The sequence below is a fragment of the Mycobacterium sp. Root265 genome (assembly GCF_001428895.1).
Taxonomy (GTDB): domain Bacteria; phylum Actinomycetota; class Actinomycetes; order Mycobacteriales; family Mycobacteriaceae; genus Mycobacterium.
This window is the reverse complement of record NZ_LMJA01000031.1, coordinates 432,900-452,557: the sequence shown is the minus strand read 5'-3', so window position 1 is coordinate 452,557 and position 19,658 is coordinate 432,900. Positions and strand designations below refer to the sequence as shown.

The window sequence follows — 19,658 nt, the reverse complement described above, 5'->3', positions numbered from 1 at the left end:
GATGTCAGTATGTGGAATCCCGACACCTACCTGGCCTTCGCCGACCACCGTGGCCGGCCGTTCTTCGACCTGGTGAACCGGGTGGCCGCGCGGCAGCCCCGCCGGGTGGCCGACCTGGGCTGCGGACCGGGCAACCTCACCGAGACGCTGAGCAGGCGCTGGCCCGGCGCGGTGGTGCAGGGCTGGGATTCCTCACCCGAGATGGTTGCCGCGGCCACCGGTCGTGGTCTGGATGTGCGCGTCGGTGGGATCGCCGAGTGGTCACCGCAAGCCGATACCGATGTGGTCATCTCCAACGCGGCGCTGCAGTGGCTACCCGAACACCGTGAGCTCGTAATGCGCTGGGCCGGGCAACTGGCGCCCGGATCGTGGATCGCGTTCCAGGTGCCGGGAAACTTCGACGCCCCCTCGCACGCCGCGGTGCGTGCGGTGGCCCGTCGTGAGCCTTTCGTCGAGGCGCTGCGCGATATGCCGTGGCGCGACGCCGATGTGGTCGGCACGCCGGTCGAGTACGCCGGGCTGCTGACCGACGCCGGCTGCGTGGTGGATGCCTGGGAAACCACCTATGTGCATGAGTTGGAGGGTGAGACACCGGTTTTGGACTGGATCACGGGCACCGCGCTGACCCAGGTGAAGGAGCGGCTCACCGAGCTGCAGTGGCAGCAGTACCGGGAGGCGATCATTCCCGAACTGGCGCAGGCCTATCCGGCCCGCGCGGACGGGCACACCTTCTTCCCGTTCCGGCGGATCTTCGTGGTCGCACAGGTGCGTTAGTCGAGCAGCGCGATGACCTGGGCGACCAGCTGATCGATATCGGCGCCGGTGGTGTCGACGACGAGATCCGGGTTCTCCGGTGGCTCGTAGGGTGCGTCGATACCGGTGAGCCCCTTGAGTTCACCGGCCCGGGCGCGGGCGTACAGGCCCTTGGGGTCGCGGCGTTCGCATTCGGCGACCGGGGTGGCGACGTGGATCTCCAGGAACGGCAGCTTGGCCGCGTCGTTCAGGGCGCGGGCCAGTTCGCGGTCGGATTTCAGCGGGGACACCAGCGAGGCCAGCGCGACCACCCCGGAGTCGGCGAGCAGACGCGTCAGATGCCCGACGCGACGGATGTTCTCGGCCCTGTCGCCCGCGGAGAACCCCAGGTCATCGGAGAGGCCGTGGCGCAGGTTGTCGCCGTCGAGCAGGTAGGCGACCCGGCCGGACTCCACCAGCGCCCGCTCCACCGCGACCGCGAGGGTCGACTTGCCGGACGCCGGCAGACCGGTGAACCAGATGGTCGCGCCGCGTTGTCCCGTTTTTCCCCAACGATATTCGCGATCCAGTGAGGACGGGTGCCACTTGATGTCGGAACGGTTGTGTCCGCTGGGCTTGACCTCGCGGGGCTCGGCGATGATGCCGGCGCCGACGGTGTCATTGGACACCTCGTCGATCAGGATGAACGCACCACTGTCCCGGTTGTCGGCATAGGAGTCGGCGACCACGATGGAACTGGTGCGCAGGGTGATCGACCCGATGTCGTTGAGCGACAGCTCGACCGGGCCGTCCACCTCATCCAGGGTCTCCGGGTCGAGTTTGGTGTGCAGTTCCTGCACGGTGGCTCGCACCGTACGGGTGCCCTGTTTGAGTGCGAGCCGGTCACCGGCGCGCAGCGGGTCGTCGAGGAACCAGCAGACGGTGGCGTCCAGCTCGCGGGCCAGCACCGGCAGCACTGCATCGTCGGCGGCGCTGACGAAGACATCGCCGCGGCCGACGTCGATATCGTCGGCGAGTTCGATGGAAACCGACAGTGGCGCAACCGCTGTGCTGCGTTCATCGTCCAGGGTGTCCACGACGGTGACGGTGGACTGGGTGCCCGACGGCAGGCTGACCACCGGGTCGCCCACCTTGAGGGTGCCCGCCGACAGTCGCCCGGTGTAGCGCCGGCGCTGTTCGGCGGTGGGCCGGGACACCCACTGCACCGGCAGGCGCAGGCTGGACGGCTCCGGGTGCGGCGCCGAGAGCTCGACGGCCTCAAGGTATTCCAGCAGGGTGGGCCCGGAGTACCAGGTGGTGTTGTCGGAGCGGTGCACGACGTTGTCGCCGAGCTTGGCCGCGATCGGGATGACGGTCAGCTCCGCCCCGCCGAGCCGCTCAGCCACCAGGCGCAGCTCCTGCTCGACCTCTGCGAACCGGGCCTGGTCGAAGTCCACCAGGTCGATCTTGTTGACGGCGGCCACGAAATGCTTGATGCCCAGCAGCTTTGCGATGCGGGCGTGGCGGCGGGTCTGGCGCAGCACGCCGGCGCGGGCGTCGACCAGCAGGATCGCCACGTGTGCATTGGAGGCACCGGTGAACATGTTGCGGGTGTAGCGCTCGTGGCCGGGGGTGTCGGCCAGGATGTAGCTGCGGTTCTCGGTGGAGAAGAACCGATACGCCACATCGATCGTGATGCCCTGCTCGCGTTCGGCGCGCAACCCGTCGGACAGCGCAGCCAGGTCCGCCACGCCCTCCTCGTCGGTGACGGCTTCCAAATGATCCAGCGGCAGGCTGTCGGTGTCGTGCATGAGCCGACCGATCAGGGTGCTCTTGCCGTCATCGACCGAACCGGCGGTGGTGATGCGCAGCAGCTGACGCGTGCTCATGCTGTTTCCCCCGTCGCTCCGCTGCGCTGCGCTCGCCCCATCATCAGAAATAGCCCTCTCGCTTGCGGTCTTCCATTGCCGCAACGGATGTGCGGTCGTCGGCGCGGGTTTCCCCGCGTTCGGAGACGGTGGCCGCCGAGATCTCGGTGATCACCCGGTCGATCGTGGTGGCTGTGGAGCGGACCGCACCGGTGATGGTGAGGTCGCCGACGGTGCGGTAGCGCACCCACTCCACCGCCGCGGTCTCCGTGCCGGTGGGCTTGGCGAATTCCGATACCGCCAGCAGGATGCCGTCACGCTCGAACACCTCACGTTCGTGCGCGAAGTAGATCGAGGGCAGTTCGAGGTTCTCCAACTCGATATAGCGCCAGATGTCGATCTCGGTCCAGTTCGACAACGGGAAGACGCGCACCTGTTCGCCCTTGCGGATCCGACCGTTGTACAGCGACCACGGTTCGGGCCGTTGCGCGCGCGGATCCCACTGTCCGAACTCGTCGCGGAAGCTCAGGATGCGCTCCTTGGCCCGAGCCCGCTCCTCGTCACGGCGCGCACCGCCGAACGCCGCGTCGAAACCGCCGGCCTCCAGGGCGTCGAGCAGGGTGCGAGTCTGCTGCCGGTTGCGCGACGCACCCGGGCCCGGGTCGGCGACCCGGCCGCTGTCGATGGTCTCCTGCACCGATCCGACGAGCAGCTTGTGCCCGACGCCGGTGGTGCGCCGGTCGCGGAACTCGATGACCTCAGCGAAGTTGTGCCCGGTGTCCACGTGCAGCACCGGAAACGGCAGTGGTCCGGGCCGAAAAGCCTTCTCCGCCAACCGGAGCAGGACGATCGAGTCCTTGCCCGCGGAGAACAGCAGCACGGGGCGCTGCAGTTCGGCCGCGACCTCGCGGATGATGTGGACGGCTTCGGCCTCCAACAGCCGGAGCTCATCGACCAGAACGGTGTCGGTACTGGCGGTCATGTCGGCAGCCCCTCTCGGTGTGCGTCGGCGCGATAACGGTCTACCCAATCGTCGGAACGTTGATCGGCCTGACGTTCCAGGACCGGTTCCGGCGCCAGCCGGGGATCGAGGCCCAGCTGCTCCAGCACGGTGGCCACGACGGTGGTGAGGTTGCGCCACAGGTATGGGTAGGACACGTCGAGCGGTTCGACGCCCTCTTCCTCGAACCAGTTCCGCCAGCCCTCTTCCTGCGCCCGCAGCATGGTGATGACGTGCGCGATTGCCCCGGCGTGGTACTCGGCCCGGGCATCGCGGTTCGGGTCGGGACGTCCACGCCACACGCGGGTCTGCACTGCGCGCCAGAAGGAGACGGCCTGCGACACCACATCGGGCCGGTAGACGTGCACCAGCACCGGATCGCTGCCGACGACGTCGCGGATGGCCGACAGCAGGCCCTGACCGGAGCGGTCCGGCAGCCCGGCGGCACGGTCCAGCAGCAGCGGGGTCTGATTCCACATCAGCTTCCCGCCCCAGATCCCGTTCGGGGTGCGGCCGACCGTCTGGATGTAATCGCGCCAGATGGTCGCCGGCGCCAGATCCGGTTTGCCCTCGTCCAGCGGGTCGAGCAGGCGCAGGATGGATTCGTCCTCGACGCCGGTGAACCACTGACGCGGCTGGGGCGACTGACTGGTGGTGGGCAGGTACTGGAAGAACTCCTGCGGCTCACCGGCGACACCGGTGGCACGCAGTGATTCGACGAGCAGCGTGCTGCCACTGCGCTGGGATGCGAGGACGAGATACGCCTTCGGATGAGCCATGGGCGAGACTCTAACCGCTATTGTTTTCCCGGCGCAGACGGGATATTCGCGTCAGGCTGAATTTAACTATTGCGAAGACTGCTCGGCGTCTTCGATACCGCGGTCGGCCGCAATCGCCGAGCGGCTCAATGCCGGCCATTCCTTGATCGTCAAATACGTTTGTGTGTAGCGCTCCGAAATGCGGGTGCCGGCGAACTCGGAGGGGATGACATCGTTGGTCTTCTCGCGCCAGTCGTTCAGTCGGAGTGCGAGGTCACGGGCGACTTCCTCCATTTCGGCGCCAGAACTCGTCTCGAGAAGGTTCGTGGACTCGCCAGGATCGGTGCGAAGGTCATAGAGCTCCCGCTCCGGCCGCGGGCTCAGCGAATTCGGGCCGACGATGGCGCCGGGGGCGCTGTCGGCGATATCCCAGGGCAAATCCAATAATGGTCGTGATGCGTAATTCTCGATATACGAGAAGTCCTTTGTGCGAATGGCTCGGATGGGGTCGAAAGAATCGTGATAAGTCTTTGTCGAGTACACCTCGGTGCGCACCGGCACGTCGTTCTCGGCGGGTGCGAGCAGACCCGCGGCATGTGACAGACCCTGCACTTCGGTGGGCACCTCGACACCGAGCAGATCCAGCAGGGTCGGGACCAGATCGACGCCGCTGAACAGTTCGTCGTAGACGTGTGGCGGCACCGCCGACCCGGTGGGTGGCCGCACGATCATCGCGATCCCGGTGCCCGCGTCGTACAGCGTGGACTTGGCTCGCGGCAGCGCCGGACCGTGGTCGGTCATGAACACCACCCAGGTGCTGCGGTCCAGCCCGGTCTCGGCGAGGGTGTCCAGCAGTCGGCCCACAGCAGCGTCGGCCACGGTGATCGACCCGTAGAAATCGGCGAGGTCCTGGCGGACCGCCGGGGTGTCGGGCAGGTAGTCGGGCAGCTGCACCGCGGTGGGGTCGGCGGGGTCGTAACGGTCATGCGGGTAGGGACGGTGCGTCTCGAAGAATCCGGTGGTGAGCAGGAAAGGAGCCGCCGGTGCCTGGCGCAGCCAGGTGTCGGCGTGTTCGACGACGTACTCGCAGTAGGAATTGGAGACGTCGAACTCGTCGAACCCGAGGCGGCTGGGGTAGGACGTCTCGTGCTGCATACCGAACAGTGCGGTGTGCCAGCCGGACTTGCCGAGGATGTCCGGCAGGGTGCGCACATCGGTGCGGTACTCCCAGCCGTGGTGCGCCAGGCCGACCAGTCCGTTGCTCTGCGGGTAGCGGCCGGTGAACAGCGACCCCCGCGACGGCGAGCACAGCGGCGCGGTGGCGTGCGCGCGGGCAAGCAGGATCCCCTCGGCGGCGAGCTGGTCCAGTCGCGGGCTGCGCACATCGCTGTGCCCGTACGCCCCGAGATGGCGGCCCAGGTCATGCCAGTGCACGATCAGCACATTGTCGCGCCGTGCGTCTGTCACAACGGACACCTCCTATTCGTCTGTTGGCAATATCCCACAGCGGAAGTCTGGTCCGCCGTTGGGTTTTGCGCAGCGCGGTTCGTGCGCTGTACGGCCCTCACCGCATGTGCTAGTCACTTCCAGGCGAACACCGGCTGCTCGAGTTCGTCGACGGCGTCGCCGCGACCCTCCAGCCCGAGCCAGCGCATCTGGAGCAGCACCGCGCCCGTCGGCGCGTGGATCAGGTCATTTCCCAACGGGATCTGCACCACCGGGCGCGGGCTTTCCGGGATGGTGATGAAACGTGGTGAGTCCGCGCGTTGCAGCTGGTGCAGGCCGACCCGGTAGACGGCGACCACCTCGTCAGGGGATGGGTGCAGATCCAGCCGGCCCCCGCCCCACAGCACCACCGGGGTGATGACGTAGCCGGAGCGGGTGGGGTAGTCGTCGAGCAGGCCCAGAACCGAGCTGCCCGGCAGATCGACACCGACCTCTTCGTGGAGTTCGCGCAACGCGGCATCGACGGAGGACTCGCCCGGGTCGAGGCGCCCGCCGGGCAATGCCCACTGTGCGGCATGCGAGTTGAGCCGGGACGCCCTGCGGCACAACAGGAAAGCGGCACCGCCGGAGACGTCGACCATCCGGCCGTCCAGCGAGTCGGGCATGGGCCGCCCGGCGATCCAGTCCTCGACCGGTGCCGGGTCCACCCGATCCTCGCCCAGGTGCGAGTCCACCAGCGTCACCGCGACGGCGGCACGCCGCTTGGTGGTGTCGGTGAACGTGCGGCGCTCATGCCCGGCGAGGTTGGCCCGGATCCGCTCCCGCAGATGTTCGTCGTAGCTGATGGTCACGGGTGGTACGGCACCCCGACGGCACGGAAGATGAACTCCGGCGGCACGTCGTAGGCCAGCGACCGGCGCGGCAGGCGTGCCAGCACGTCGTCGCTCAACGGCTCCTTGTAATGCAGGGACAGCTGGCCCGAGCACCGTGGGTCGACCTGGGCGACATCGAGGTTGATGACCAGGCCGGCCGAGGAGATATCGGCGATCACCGGGCCCGATTGCGGTGCGTCCCATTGCAGGTCGATGGCGCGTCCGGCGAGCTTGGGGACGGTGGACAGCGTGCCGAGCACACGCTGGGAGGTGAACACCAGTGAACCGGAGAAACTGGTGACGCTGCCGACCGAGCGTTTCCCGGGCACCTTTCCGGTGAAACGCCTGGTGACGGGCACGTATTCGGCGTAGTGGATGACGCCTTCGGCTTCCACAGCCTCGCGCAACTCGCTGGGAAGTTTGCCGATGCGCAGTAGTTTGCGCAGGAACACCGCCATGTTTCGCACGATACCGGCAACCCGACTTCGCGGCGGCGGCGATCCGGTGGTCGCCTATGCTCGGCCGCAGACCGATGTCCGCAGGGGGAACGGCGAGAGTGGGGTGGGACGTGGGCGCACGCCGCACTGCGCTGCAGGCCGGCGCCGTGCCTGCCGCGGCGGTCTTCCTGCTCGCCCTGGCCGGGGTGCTCGGGCGGTGGGAGTGGATGGAGAACGCCGACTGGGCGGTGCTGGATCCGCTGTACCGCTACGGCGTCGCGCATCCGGGCTGGGTAACCGCGTGGGATGTGCTGTGCACGGTGTTCCACCCGGCGGTGTTCCGCCTGATCGCCCTGATCTGGATCGTGTACCTGTTGATGGGGCGCAGGCCGGACCGGTACCGGGTGGCGTTGTTCCTGGCGGCGACGGTGGAGTTCTCCGCGCTGATCGTGGTGTTCGCGAAAGCGGTTGTGTCGCGGCCACGTCCGGTCACCGCGCTGGTCCCGGAGTTTTCGTCGTCCTTCCCGTCCGGCCACGCGCTCGGCACGGCGGTGGCGGTGACGGCGATGTTGTTCGCCGCGTCACCGTGGCTGCGCGGCCGGTGGCGCAGCGCGGCCATCGCGATCGGCGTGCTGATCGTCGTCGCGGTCGGCGTGGGCCGGGTGGTGCTCAACGTGCATCACCCCTCCGATGTCCTGGCCGGTTGGGCGCTGGGCTACCTGTGGGTGCTGGTCTGTCTGCCGATACTCACCAGCAGGCGCGTCACGGTAGTGGACGAAAAACCGGCAGCGCCCGGTACAGCGCCTTGAAATTCGCTTCCTGCGCAACGACTTCCACCTCACCGTCGTGCGCGATTGGCGTGGGACCGTCCACAGCGGTGAAGCTGAACTCGGGGACCCGCAGTTCGCGGTAGAGCGGGCTGTACACCAGCCTGCCCGTCGCCAGGGCGGTCAGGATCCGCACCGTGCTGAACCTACGACCGGTTTCCAGGATCCTGACGTCGATGAGGCCGTCATCCATCCGCACCCGGCGTGACGGCGCGAAACCCGACGGCGAGTACAGCGAATTGCCCAGGAAGAACAGCGATGTCTGCACGGTCTTGTTGTCGTACCGGATGCGCACCGTGGCGTCGCTGCTCAGCGTCCGGTACAGCGCGTAGGCGCCGGCCAGGGGTTTGCCCATCTTGTGCTCGAGCTTTTCCCGGATGCGGACGAACTTCGGATAGGCGCCGATGCTCGCGGTGTTGACGACGGTGTCGGAGTCGTTGAACCGGATGATGTCGACGTACGCGGCGGATCCGGCGCGGATCGCCTCGACGGTGGCGGCGACCGTCTCGCAGCCGATGTCCTTGGCGAAGTGGTTGAAGGTGCCGCCCGGAAAAACCGCCAGCGGCACGTTCGCCTCGTAGGCGATTCCGGCGGCGCACGAGACGGTGCCATCGCCGCCCCCGACGGCCAGTACCTCGGCCCGATCGGCGGCCTCGCGCAACTTCTCCTCGATGTCTTCGGTGTCGCCGACCTCGACGATCTCGGCCTTGGGCAGTGCCTCGCGGACCTCGTCGAGGATGCGCCCGCCGGTGCCGCTGCCGGAGTTCGGGTTGACCACGAGCACCACGCCCTCGCCGTTCGGGCGGGGCTCGGTGTCTAAAACGCGCGGCTCGGACGCGATGGCCGGGGGTTGTCTGAGCGGTTTCACCACGCCTGCGCCGACGAGCGCGATGGCGGTGCCGATTCCGAATCCGGCCAGCACATCGCCCGGATAGTGCGCGCCGGTGGCCACCCGGGACAGGCCGACCAGGCCGGCGAGCGCACCGAGACCGAAACCCAGGTTGCGATTCTCCAGGCCGACACCGACCGCGAAGGCGGCCGCGCTGGCGGAGTGCCCGGACGGCAGCGAGTTCGATGTCGGCATGCGCCGCGAGCGCCGGACGAAGGGCACCGTTGCGAAGTCCGGTCGCTGCCGCACCCAGATGCGCTTGGCTCCCTGATTGGTGACCAGGCTGGTCACCGACAGCGTGAGCAGGCCGCGGGCTGCGCCGCGGCGCATGGATGGGGTACCCGCGGCGATGAGTCCGGCGCCGATCGCGAACCACAGTTTCGAGTGGTCGGCGGCCGAAGTCAGCTTGGGCATCACCGTATCGAGTACTTTGCTGTCGGATTCTGCAACGGCCAGGAAAATGCGCCGGTCGACCGTTCCAAGTCCCATGGCTACAAGGTACGCACAAAGCGCCGTGTCCAAACCTTGACTTGACCTGAGTCACCTGCGGTGCCGACGATGGTCGGATGCGCCGACTACTCGTGGTGTTGAGCGCGCTCTGGCTGGCCCTCGGGTCGGCGCCGGTCGTCAACGCCGCCGAGACACCCTGGTTCGTCAACTCCGTCGGCAACGCCACGCAGGTGATTTCGGTTGTGGGCGTGGGGCCTACGACGGCGAAAATCGATGTGTGGGAGCGGACCGCCGCGGGCTGGAACCCGGTCGGGATCGGCATACCGGCCCACATCGGTTCGAGCGGCATGGCACAGGAGATCCGCGAGGGTTCGATGAAGACGCCGATGGGTGTGTTCAGCCTCGACTTCGCGTTCGGCACCCAGGCCAATCCCGGTGGTGGTCTGCCCTACGTCCAGGTGGGGCCGAATCACTGGTGGGACGGCGATGTGAACAGCGCGACCTACAACACCATGCAGGTGTGCGAGAAGGCGCAGTGCCCGTTCGCGACCGAGGACAGCGGCACCGAGAACCTGCAGATCCCGCAGTACGCGCACGCGGTGGTGATGGGGGTGAACAAGGCGCGGGCGCCCGGCGCGGGTAGTGCGTTCTTCCTGCACACCACCGACGGCAGCGCGACGGCGGGGTGCGTCGCCATCGATGACGCCGCGCTGGTGAAGATCATCCGGTGGCTGCGCCCGGGAGCCTTGATCGCCGTCTCGAAGTAGTCAGATGTTCACGGCCCGACCGGCTTTCACCTTGAAGCCGACGGTCTCGGTGGACAGCGAGGCGTCGTAGGTCCGGTCGTAGCCGGTCTTGCTGATCTTCCAGCCGTCCGCGGTGCGCCGGTAGCTGTCGTGATAGAAGCCGGCTCCGATGAGCATGAAGTTGAACTCGGCGGCGATGACCTTGTCCTGCAGGTACCAGATGCCGGTGGCCTCGTCCCCGTCGATGGCGATCTCGGGATGGGTCACCCGGTGCTCGGTGATGATGCCGGCCGGCATCGAGTTGCGCATGAACTCCACGAGCGTCGCGCGGTCGGTGAAGTGATGCTCCTCGCCGAGTGATTCGCCGTAGTCCCCGACCACGTCCTCGGTGAGGGTGTCGGCGAAATCGTCCCAGTGTTTGGTGTCCAGCGCACGCAGGTAGCGGTACTTGACCTGTTTGATTGCTTCGATTTCAGCGAGGTTGTCAGCCATGCCCGACATCACAACACAGGCTTTCCCCGCGTTGTGTCCGTTCGGCCGATCGGAGTGGCGGCGGTTATGGTGGGCCCAATGACCGACCCGTTGGGGTTGTCCATCGGGACGACCAACCTGGTCGCGGCACGTGTCGGCGACCTGCCCGTGACTCGGCGCGCTGTTCTGACACTTCCGGTGCAGGGCGCGCCGGAAGTCGGTGCGCCATCCGGTCAGCCCGGACAGGTGCTGACCGGATTCGTTGACCGCGTGGGGGATCCGGTGCCGCTGGTGGCCTCGGACGGATCGTCCTATCCGGCCGACGACCTGTTGGCCGAGGCGCTGGAGGCGATGGTCGGTGTCGTGGGCGGCACCGCTTCGGCGCAGACAGCCGTCGCGGTTCCCGCGCACTGGAACGCTGCGACGCTGCGGGCGCTGCGGGCGACGCTGCGGACCAACCCGGTGCTCTCCCCGAACGGGACACCGCCGAGGCTGGTCTCCGATGCCGTCGCCGCGTTGACCTCGCTGCACATCAATCCGGGCCTGAGCGCCGGCGGTCCGGTGGTGCTGGTGGATCTGGGCGGTGGTGGCACCAGCATCACTCTCGCCGATTCCGGCGCGGCCTTCGAGCCGCTCGACGAGACGACCCGGGTGGCCGAATTCTCCGGTGACCTGATCGACCAGGCGCTGCTGACCCACGTGCTGTCCGGCATCGAGGACACCGACCCGGGCGCCACCGCCGCGGTCGGGCTGCTCGGTGCATTGCGTGAGGAGTGCAGGCAGGCCAAGGAGCGGTTGTCCGCGGCGACGGCCACCGAGATCCCGGTGGCACTGCCCGGATACCGGTCGGTGGTGCGGGTGACGCGCGCCGAGCTGGAGGCGTTGCTCGCCGAGCCGCTGCAGCAGGTTCTCGATGAGCTGGACAATCTGTTGCAGCGCAACAGGATCGGCTGGAACGATGTATCCGTGATCGCCACCGCGGGTGGCGGTGCCAGTATTCCGCTGATCACCCGGCAGCTGTCCGCGCACACCCAGATCCCGGTGGTCAGCACCCCGCAGCCTGCACTGGACGCGGCCGTCGGGGCGGCGCTGTTCGCGGCCGGTGCGGCCGAGGCCGGCGCGCAGACCGGGATGGCTCCGGCACTCGGTGCCGACGCCCCCACCAGCCTGGCACCGCCCATCGTGATCCCGGACCAGTCCGGGTCCTCGACGTTCCGGGCGCTGGCGTGGTCGCAGGATGACGACGGCGGCGGCGAGCCGGTGCCCTACACCGGCCCCGACGACTACCCCGAGGTCAGTGCGGCGAACCCGTACATCGGGGATGAATCCACCCGCATTGTCTCCCAACATGTTCCGGCCCAATACGAGGACGAGTCCCGGGGCGTGCCACGGCTGCCGATGGCGGTTTTCGCCGCCGCGGGAATCCTGGCCGTCGTCGCGCTCGGCGGCGTGGCGATCGCGTTGACCGGTGTCTCGGAAACCGACACACCAACCCCGTCGACCGCGCCGGTGTCGGGGGTGTACACCCCACCTCCTGTTGAGCAGCCGCCGGTGATCGAGACGCCGCCGCCCGTCCTCACCGTGACCGAGGCGCCGCCCGCACCGCCGCCGCCACCGGAGCCCGTCGCACCGCAGCCGGTGGCGCCGACGACGCACACGACCACGACGACGCCGCCGACAACAACCACGACGACCACCACCACGACGACCACGACCACCACGACGACCACCACGACGCCGTCCACCACGACGACCACGACCACGACCACGACGGTGCCGACGACCACCACGACGACGGCGCCGAGCACGTTGCCGACCACCACCGCGGAGGTCACCACGGTGTCTCAGGCACCGGCGATGACGACGACGTACATCAACATTCCTTTGCTGCCGCCGATACCTGTCCAGGTGCCCAACCCGGCCGCTCCGGCGGCCCCGTAGGCCGGGACCTGCCACTTCACCTGCTCATACCAATCTCACAAAGAGTTGAGCTGCTGCGACACGCCGGGTTATAGTCACCCGGGTTAAGTCACGGATAGGTAACGACAAGCAAACGGCCGGGTCTCGGCGGTTGCTGAAGTCGAAGTCGGCGAGCTCGAAGGTGTGGTGAATGCGGCGACAAGGAATGGCTCACGGCCGACTGCGGTCGACTGCCGCGCTCGCCGCCATCGTGGCGCCGGCGGCCGTGCTCTTCTCCATCGGCGGCGATATCCAGCCTGGTACGGCCCCTGATCCCGGGGCACGAGTCGCTGCTCCGGCCGTGGTCACCGCCGCCGAGGCCGCCCCGTTGGGCGTCGAGGTCGTGGCCGCGCCGGCATCCTTCGGCTGGAGCCCGTCCGCCATCGTGGCCGCCGCCCCTGAGGTCGCCTCCGCGCAACTCGTCTCGGCGTCGAGGTGGCGCGCGGACACCCGATCACTGCTGCTGCCCAAGGGCGTGGCTCCCGAGCACGGTCTGCAGATCAAGACGATTCTGGCCGCCCGTGCCATCAGCGCGGTGTTCCCGGAAATCCGCAGTATCGGCGGCGTGCGCGCGGATGCGCTGCGCTGGCATCCCAACGGTCTGGCGTTGGACGTGATGATCCCGAACCCCGGAAGCGCGGAGGGTGTCGCGCTGGGCAACCAGATCGTCGCCTACGTCACCAAGAACGCCGCCCGTTTCGGCATGCAGGACGCCATCTGGCGGGGCACCTACTACACCCCGAGCGGTGCGGCGGGCTCCGGCGGTTACGGCCACTACGACCACGTGCATGTCACCACCACCGGCGGCGGTTATCCGTCGGGTGACGAGCAGTACTTCCGCTGATTCCCGGGAGGGTCAGCCCACGAGCGCGGTGACCTCGCGCGCGCAGCCCCAGCACAAGGTGATCCCCGAACCGCCGTGCCCATAGTTGTGCACCACTCGTGCGCCGGATCGCAACCGCTCGCCTTCCTCGAGCCGGACGGCCGGGCGCCCGGGCCGCAGTCCGACGACCTGCTCGTGTACTCGAGCGTCGCGTAGCGCGGGCACCAGCTCGGCGCACCGTGCCAGGATCGCCGCGCCGACGGCCGGGTCGGCCGTGGTGTCCCATTGCCCCTCATCGAGGGTGCCGCCCAGAATGCAGTCCTCGGTCCGCGGGTGCACGTAGGCGCGGCCACCCGGATGCTCCTCGTCGCGAACCGACATCGTCAGACCGGGATTGCTGACCCGCACGACCTGCCCCCGCACCGGATACACCGACGGGTCGTCGACCAATTCGCCCGCGCCGAGGCCGGCACAGTTGATCACCACGTCGGCCCCGTCGCCCACCTCGTCCAGTGACCCCAGCTGCCGCTGGGTGACCTGGGCACCGAGGGTGCGGACCCGGGCCTCCAGCCATGGCAGGTAGTGGGGCATCTCCGCCAGCGGCACCGCGTAGCGCAAGCCGTAGGGGTAGCCCTCAGGCAGTTCGTCCGGCCGGGCCGGCCGGACATCGCCGACGGCGGCTGTCCACCCGGGTTCGCCCGGCGGTGTTCGATAGAGGCTGAGCGACTCGCGCATCACCATCCCCGGGGCGTGCGCCGCCGCCTGCTCGGCGAGCACCTCGAAGGTGTGCGCGCCCCAGCCCGATACGCGTTCCCACGGGGCGACGTGGGTGGGGAACCACACCGCCGCCGCCACGGCCGAGGTGGTGGACATGGCGCGGTCTGCGGCCACCATCCGCACCCGGTGGCCGGCCTCCAGCAGAGAGATGGCCGTGGTCAGCCCGCTGATCCCGGAGCCGACCACGACGGTCTGCAGTGCCGCGGTCACGGTTCGAAGCTACGCGTGGCCGGCGGGTACGGCAGGTTGCTGCTGGTATGCGGATCGACCTGAACGGGTCGGCCCACATACGGAAACGCCCGTTGTGGGCAGACCGGCCGGTCGCAGATGCGACAGCCGGCCCCGATCGGCACGGCTGCGTCGGCATCGGTGAGGTCGATGCCCACCGAGTAGACCAATTTGTCGGCGTAGGCCAGGTCGCAACCCAGGCCGATCGCAAAGCTCTTCGGGGTGCCCAGATACCGGCTGGGTGTGGACACCGAGGTCTTGGCCAGCCAGAAGTAATTGCGGCCGTCCGGCATTTGCGCCACCTGGGTCAGGAACTCGCCGGGGCGCGCGAACGCATGATGCACCACCCACAGCGGGCAGTTGCCGCCCACCCGGGAGAAGTGAAAAGCGGTGGCCGACTGACGCTTCGAGATGTTCCCCGCGCTGTCCGTGCGGACGAAGATGAACGGCACGCCGCGGGCGTCGGGACGTTGCAGGGTCGACAGCCGGTGACAGACCGTTTCGAAACCCAGCTCGAATCGCCGTGCCAGTCGGTCGATGTCGTAGCGCAGCTCCTCGGCGGCGGACAGGAAGATCCGGTAGGGCAACAGCAGTGCACCGGCGAAGTAGTTCGCCAGCCCGATGCGGGCCACGTCCCGTGCCTCGTTGCTGAGCTGGTCGTCGGTGGCGACGATCGCCGAGATCAGCTCCGAATGCAGTAGCAGCGCGAGTTGGGTGGCGAGCTGAAACGCACGTTGTCCGGGTAGCAGCCAGCGCGCGAGATACAGCGTGTTCGTCTCGGCGTGGAAGCGCCGCTTCACGTCTGAACCCAGCCTGTCTCCGTCGTCGACGATGACCGTGATCCCGAATTCGTCGGCCAGCAGCGTGGCCAACTGGGCATCCACACCACCCAGTTGCAGACGGTGTCGGGTGAACAGCTCCTCGGCGGCCCGGTCGAGCGCGTCGATGTAGTTGCGCCGGTCGTAGAAGAAGTCGCGGACCTCTTCGAACGGCATCGGCTGCTGGGTCCCGGCTTGCGCGTCGAGGTTGGCGCGCCCGTGCACGGTTTCGAGTTCGGACGTCGCGTCGTGCAGTCGCCGGTGCATGCTGACGACGGTCTGGCCGACCTCCGGCATCCGGGCCACCAGTTCTTCGATCTGGGCGATGGTGGCGGGCCCGTCGGCGAGGATCTCCCGCAGATCCGACAGCAGCCGGGCGTCGGAATCCGGGGCGAAGTAGTGGGTCGGTAGGTCGAAGCGATCGGCGAGGGCGAGGAGTACCGAAACGGTGATCGGGCGCTGGTCGTTCTCCAGCTGATTGACGTAACTGGTGGACAGGCCGAGAGCGCGGGCCAGTGCGACCTGAGTCAGGCCTCGTTCATCTCTGAGCCGCCGTAGCCGGGCTCCCGCGAAGGTCTTCGCCACCGGGTGTAACCCTATAACAGGCGTCTTACACAACATTCGCAAAATGTGCCGGCCAAGGACGCACAATTACGCATTTACAGGTACTTTCGCACGATATCGCCGCCTGCGTACCGTGCGGAATATGCAGATCCATGACGTCCGGACACGACGCAGCGCCGAAGACTTTCCCCGCACCGAGCACCTCGCCTGGAAGATCGCCGAGGTGGCCGCAGACCCCGTCGAGGTCGCGCCGGAGACCGAGGACATGGTCATCAACCGCCTCATCGACAACGCCGCGGTGTCGGCCGCCTCGGTGATCCGTCGCCCCGTCACGGTGGCCCGGGCGCAGGCACTGGCCCACCCCAACCGTCATGGCGCCTCGGTGTTCGGAGTCGACGGCAAGGTGTCCGCGGAATGGGCCGCATGGGCCAACGGTGTCGCGGTGCGTGAACTCGACTTCCACGACACCTTCCTGGCCGCCGAGTACTCGCACCCAGGCGACAACATCCCGGCACTCGTGGCAGTCGGCCAGCAGCTCGGTGTGCGCGGATCCGACCTCATCCGCGGGCTGGCCACCGCCTACGAGATCCAGGTCGACCTGGTCAAAGGTATCTGCCTGCACGAGAACAAAATCGACCACGTTGCGCACCTGGGTCCGGCGGTCGCCGCCGGCCTTGGCACCATGCTGCGACTGGACACCGAGACCATTTATGCCGCGATCGGTCAGGCACTGCACCTGTGCACCGCGACCCGGCAGTCCCGCAAGGGATCCATCTCCAGCTGGAAGGCGTTCGCGCCGGCATGGGCCGGCAAGGTCGCCATCGAGGCCGTGGACCGTGCCATGCGCGGCGAGGGCTCCCCTTCACCCATATGGGAGGGCGAGGACGGCGTCATCGCCTGGATGCTCGGCGGCCCCGAGCGCAGCTACCCGGTGCCGCTGCCCGCGCCGGGCGAGTCCAAGCGCGCCATCCTGGACACCTATACGAAAGAGCATTCCGCGGAGTACCAGAGCCAGGCGCCCATCGACCTGGCCCGCCGCATGCGGGATCGCATCGGCGATCTCGATCAGATCGCCTCGGCGGTGCTGCACACCAGCCACCACACCCATGTGGTGATCGGCACCGGATCCAACGACCCGCAGAAGTTCGATCCGGGTGCCTCCCGCGAGACGCTCGACCATTCGGTGATGTACATCTTCGCCGTAGCCCTGCAGGACGGTGTCTGGCACCACGAGCGGTCCTACGCCCCCGAGCGCGCACACCGGCCCGACACGATCGAGCTGTGGAGCAAGATCTCCACCGTCGAAGACCCCGAGTGGACCCGGCGCTATCACAGCACCGATCCGGCGGAGAAGGCGTTCGGCGCCAAGGCCGTCGTCACGCTCAAGAGCGGTGAGACCATCGTCGACGAGCTCGCCGTGGCCGATGCGCACCCGCTGGGTGCCCGCCCGTTCGCGCGCGAACAGTATGTCGGCAAGTTCAGCGACCTCGCCGAGGGTGTGGTGGAATCCGAAGAGCAACAACGCTTTCTGAGCGCCGTCGACGCAGTTGCCGGAATCAAGCCCGGGGGACTCGGAGTGCTGAACATCCGCGTCGATCCGCGCGTGCTGGACAAGGCGCCCACGATTCCGTCGGGGATATTCCGGTGACGGGCCTGCTCGGTTCCGCTATCTCCGCTGCCGACAAACGGATCAGGTTCCGCAGCGCGCTGAAGTCCGGACGCCTACAACGCTTCCCAGGAGCCTTCTCCCCGTTGGTCGCCAAGCTGGTCGCCGACATCGGGTTCGACGGGGTGTACGTCTCCGGAGCGGTGCTGTCCGCCGATCTCGGTCTACCCGATATCGGGTTGACGACGCTGACCGAGGTCACCGGCCGGGGTGCCCAGATGGCTGCGGCAACGGATCTGCCGACGCTCATCGACGCCGACACCGGATTCGGTGAGCCGATGAGCGCGGCCCGCACGGTCACCGTTCTCGAGGATGCCGGGCTGGCCGGCCTGCACCTCGAGGACCAGGTCAACCCCAAACGCTGCGGGCATCTCGACGGCAAGGCCGTCGTCGAGACCTCCGAGATGGTCAAGCGTGTGCGGGCGGCTGTCGCGGCCCGCAGGGACCCGAACTTCGTCATCTGCGCGCGCACCGACTCCGCGGGTATCGAGGGAATCCCGGCGGCCATCGATCGAGCCAAGGCCTACGCCGATGCGGGCGCCGACCTCATCTTCACCGAAGCGCTGCACGCCCCAGCCGAATTCGAGCGGTTCCGCGACGCGGTGGACACCCCGCTGCTGGCCAACATGACCGAGTTCGGCAAGTCGGAGTTACTCACCGCGAGTCAGCTGTCCGATATCGGCTACAACGTGGTCATCTATCCGGTGACCACTCTGCGACTGGCGATGCACGCTGTCGAGGTCGGTCTGCGTGAGATCGATTCGGCGGGAACACAAGCCGGACTGCTCGACCAGATGCAGCACCGCAGCAGGCTCTACGAACTGCTGCGCTACGCCGAATACAACGAATTCGATTCAGACATCTTCAACTTCAGCATTCAGGGAGCATCGACATGACCAGCGCCATCGAAGACACGCCGAAGATCTACAAGGGGCTGGCCGGCGTCGTCGTGGACACCACCGCGATCTCCAAGGTGGTCCCCGAGACCAACACGCTGACCTACCGCGGCTACCCGGTGCAAGACCTGGCCGCGAAGTGCAGCTTCGAGCAGGTCGCCTACCTGCTGTGGCACGGCGAGCTCCCAGGAGATCAGGAGCTCGCGCTGTTCAATCAGCGTGAACGCTCCTCGCGGCGACTCAACCGGTCGTTGTTGTCGCTGCTGACCAAGCTGCCGGAGAACTGCCATCCGATGGACGTGGTACGCACGGCGATCAGCTATCTGGGTGCCGAGGACCCCGATGAGGACGACAGCTCGGTTCCGGCAAACTACGCCAAGGCATTACGGATGTTCGCCGTGCTGCCCACCATCGTGGCCGCCGATATGCGCCGCCGCCGCGGGCTCGACCCGATCGCGCCGCACAGCCACCTGGGCTACTCGGAGAACTTTCTGGCCATGTGCTTCGGCGACGGGGCGAGCGGAGCGACAGGGAAGGGCTGGGTGCCGGACCCCGTGATCGTCGAGGCCTTCGAGCAGTCGATGGTGCTGTACGCCGAGCACAGCTTCAACGCGTCCACCTTCGCGGCCCGCGTGGTGACCTCGACCCAATCCGATATCTACAGTGCGGTCACCGCCGCCATCGGTGCGCTGAAGGGCTCTCTGCACGGCGGCGCCAACGAGGCCGTCATGCACGACATGATGGAGATCGGACGCGCCGACAATGCGTCGGCCTGGCTGCACGACAAGCTTTCCCGCAAAGAGAAGGTGATGGGCTTCGGCCACCGCGTCTACCGCCACGGTGACTCCCGGGTCCCCACCATGAAAGCGGCGCTGGAATCCGTCGCGGCGGCCAGAGACGGGCGCCGCTGGCTGGACATCTACGACGTGCTGGAGAAGGACATGCAGGCGGCGACCGGCATCAAACCGAATCTGGATTTTCCGACCGGGCCCGCATATCACCTGATGGGCTTCGACATTCCGAGCTTCACCCCGATCTTCGTGATGAGCCGCATCACCGGCTGGACCGCGCACATCATCGAGCAGGCCGCCTCCAACGCGCTCATCCGGCCGTTGAGCGACTACAGCGGGCATCCGCAGCGCGCGCTGAGGTGATCAGACCCGAGGATTGGCGACATCAGGCTCGATGCCGTGACACGGATCCCGACCTGTTCTTCCATCCCGACGGTGAACAGGTGCGGTCCCGGCGCCGACGGTTGGCGGTTGCCCGGGAGATCTGTGGAAAGTGCCCGGTCAGGTGGGAATGCGCGAGGTTTGCGATCGACAGCGGTGCGGACTTCGGAATCTGGGGAGGAATGTCGGAAACCGACCGCGCCAGGCTGTTCGTGATTGCCGATCAACGTCGCGGCGCATGAGCGAGGAGACTGTGGCC

The 19,658-nt window shown here is 67.6% G+C and carries 19 protein-coding genes; 9 read left to right on the top strand and 10 right to left on the bottom strand.

Going from position 1 to position 19,658, the window contains the following annotated elements; translation table 11 throughout:
• The first annotated feature begins 9 nt into the window (after positions 1 to 9).
• The gene (locus ASE48_RS27995) at positions 10 to 774 is read left to right on the top strand and encodes a trans-aconitate 2-methyltransferase (protein WP_057170416.1); all 765 of its coding nucleotides are present in this window, start codon (positions 10 to 12) and stop codon (positions 772 to 774) included.
• On the opposite strand, the gene cysC is transcribed toward ASE48_RS27995, so the two are convergent.
• The 6 genes from cysC to ASE48_RS27965 all read right to left on the bottom strand — a co-directional run bounded on the left by cysC (position 771) and on the right by ASE48_RS27965 (position 7,134).
• Positions 771 to 2,621: an adenylyl-sulfate kinase gene (cysC, locus tag ASE48_RS27990; protein ID WP_057170415.1), complete on the bottom strand. Its 1,851-nt coding sequence runs from the start codon at positions 2,619 to 2,621 to the stop codon at positions 771 to 773. The two genes, ASE48_RS27995 and cysC, sit on opposite strands and share 4 nt — an antisense overlap.
• A gap of 43 nt (positions 2,622 to 2,664) precedes the next feature.
• Positions 2,665 to 3,582: a sulfate adenylyltransferase subunit CysD gene (cysD, locus tag ASE48_RS27985; RefSeq protein ID WP_057170414.1), complete on the bottom strand. Its 918-nt coding sequence runs from the start codon at positions 3,580 to 3,582 to the stop codon at positions 2,665 to 2,667.
• Positions 3,579 to 4,379 (bottom strand): trehalose 2-sulfotransferase, encoded by an 801-nt coding sequence (gene stf0, locus ASE48_RS27980; RefSeq protein ID WP_057170413.1) that lies wholly within the window; start codon positions 4,377 to 4,379, stop codon positions 3,579 to 3,581. The genes cysD and stf0 overlap by 4 nt, the downstream gene beginning before the upstream one ends.
• 66 nt (positions 4,380 to 4,445) lie before the next feature.
• Entirely contained in the window at positions 4,446 to 5,825 is a 1,380-nt protein-coding gene (locus ASE48_RS27975) for a sulfatase family protein (protein ID WP_057170412.1), read from the bottom strand.
• 113 nt (positions 5,826 to 5,938) lie between these two features.
• On the bottom strand, positions 5,939 to 6,655 hold the full coding sequence (locus ASE48_RS27970; RefSeq protein ID WP_057170411.1) for an NUDIX hydrolase: 717 nt from the start codon (positions 6,653 to 6,655) through the stop codon (positions 5,939 to 5,941).
• The gene (locus ASE48_RS27965) at positions 6,652 to 7,134 is read right to left on the bottom strand and encodes a hypothetical protein (RefSeq protein ID WP_057170410.1); all 483 of its coding nucleotides are present in this window, start codon (positions 7,132 to 7,134) and stop codon (positions 6,652 to 6,654) included. The genes ASE48_RS27970 and ASE48_RS27965 overlap by 4 nt, the downstream gene beginning before the upstream one ends.
• Positions 7,135 to 7,244: 110 nt before the next feature.
• Between ASE48_RS27965 and ASE48_RS27960 the strand changes: the two genes are divergently transcribed.
• Positions 7,245 to 7,922: a phosphatase PAP2 family protein gene (locus tag ASE48_RS27960; RefSeq protein WP_235571620.1), complete on the top strand. Its 678-nt coding sequence runs from the start codon at positions 7,245 to 7,247 to the stop codon at positions 7,920 to 7,922.
• Here the strand turns inward: ASE48_RS27960 and ASE48_RS27955 are convergent.
• Positions 7,876 to 9,318, bottom strand: coding sequence for a bifunctional phosphatase PAP2/diacylglycerol kinase family protein (locus ASE48_RS27955; protein ID WP_057170409.1), 1,443 nt, complete (start codon positions 9,316 to 9,318; stop codon positions 7,876 to 7,878). The two genes, ASE48_RS27960 and ASE48_RS27955, sit on opposite strands and share 47 nt — an antisense overlap.
• 77 nt (positions 9,319 to 9,395) lie before the next feature.
• Between ASE48_RS27955 and ASE48_RS27950 the strand changes: the two genes are divergently transcribed.
• Positions 9,396 to 10,046: a L,D-transpeptidase family protein gene (locus ASE48_RS27950; RefSeq protein WP_057170408.1), complete on the top strand. Its 651-nt coding sequence runs from the start codon at positions 9,396 to 9,398 to the stop codon at positions 10,044 to 10,046.
• Here ASE48_RS27950 and ASE48_RS27945 read toward each other — a convergent pair whose 3' ends face one another.
• Positions 10,047 to 10,526: a nuclear transport factor 2 family protein gene (locus ASE48_RS27945; RefSeq protein WP_057170719.1), complete on the bottom strand. Its 480-nt coding sequence runs from the start codon at positions 10,524 to 10,526 to the stop codon at positions 10,047 to 10,049.
• Between the two features lie 69 nt (positions 10,527 to 10,595).
• On the opposite strand from ASE48_RS27945, the gene ASE48_RS27940 reads away from it, so the two are divergent.
• Complete coding sequence (locus tag ASE48_RS27940; RefSeq protein WP_057170407.1) at positions 10,596 to 12,437, top strand: Hsp70 family protein; 1,842 nt, start codon at positions 10,596 to 10,598, stop codon at positions 12,435 to 12,437.
• A 169-nt stretch (positions 12,438 to 12,606) separates the two neighbouring features.
• Positions 12,607 to 13,299: a hypothetical protein gene (locus tag ASE48_RS27935; protein ID WP_057170406.1), complete on the top strand. Its 693-nt coding sequence runs from the start codon at positions 12,607 to 12,609 to the stop codon at positions 13,297 to 13,299.
• Positions 13,300 to 13,311: 12 nt separating this feature from the next.
• On the opposite strand, the gene ASE48_RS27930 is transcribed toward ASE48_RS27935, so the two are convergent.
• Entirely contained in the window at positions 13,312 to 14,265 is a 954-nt protein-coding gene (locus ASE48_RS27930) for an FAD-dependent oxidoreductase (RefSeq protein ID WP_235571618.1), read from the bottom strand.
• Positions 14,262 to 15,686 (bottom strand): short-chain fatty acyl-CoA regulator family protein, encoded by a 1,425-nt coding sequence (locus ASE48_RS27925; protein ID WP_442928771.1) that lies wholly within the window; start codon positions 15,684 to 15,686, stop codon positions 14,262 to 14,264. Before ASE48_RS27925 ends, ASE48_RS27930 begins: the two co-directional genes overlap by 4 nt.
• A gap of 121 nt (positions 15,687 to 15,807) precedes the next feature.
• Here ASE48_RS27925 and prpD point away from each other — a divergent pair, with 121 nt between their 5' ends.
• Genes prpD through ASE48_RS32380 form a run of 4 tightly spaced genes read left to right on the top strand, consistent with a single transcriptional unit; the run spans position 15,808 to position 19,641 of the window.
• Positions 15,808 to 17,313 (top strand): 2-methylcitrate dehydratase PrpD, encoded by a 1,506-nt coding sequence (gene prpD, locus ASE48_RS27920; RefSeq protein ID WP_057170404.1) that lies wholly within the window; start codon positions 15,808 to 15,810, stop codon positions 17,311 to 17,313.
• Positions 17,310 to 18,227, top strand: coding sequence for a methylisocitrate lyase (prpB, locus tag ASE48_RS27915; protein ID WP_057170403.1), 918 nt, complete (start codon positions 17,310 to 17,312; stop codon positions 18,225 to 18,227). Before prpD ends, prpB begins: the two co-directional genes overlap by 4 nt.
• Entirely contained in the window at positions 18,224 to 19,381 is a 1,158-nt protein-coding gene (locus ASE48_RS27910; protein ID WP_057170402.1) for a bifunctional 2-methylcitrate synthase/citrate synthase, read from the top strand. The genes prpB and ASE48_RS27910 overlap by 4 nt, the downstream gene beginning before the upstream one ends.
• Positions 19,378 to 19,641 carry a WhiB family transcriptional regulator gene (locus tag ASE48_RS32380; RefSeq protein WP_082614469.1) on the top strand — a complete coding sequence of 88 codons (264 nt, stop codon included), beginning with the start codon at positions 19,378 to 19,380 and terminating at the stop codon, positions 19,639 to 19,641. The genes ASE48_RS27910 and ASE48_RS32380 overlap by 4 nt, the downstream gene beginning before the upstream one ends.
• Positions 19,642 to 19,658 lie beyond the last annotated feature (17 nt).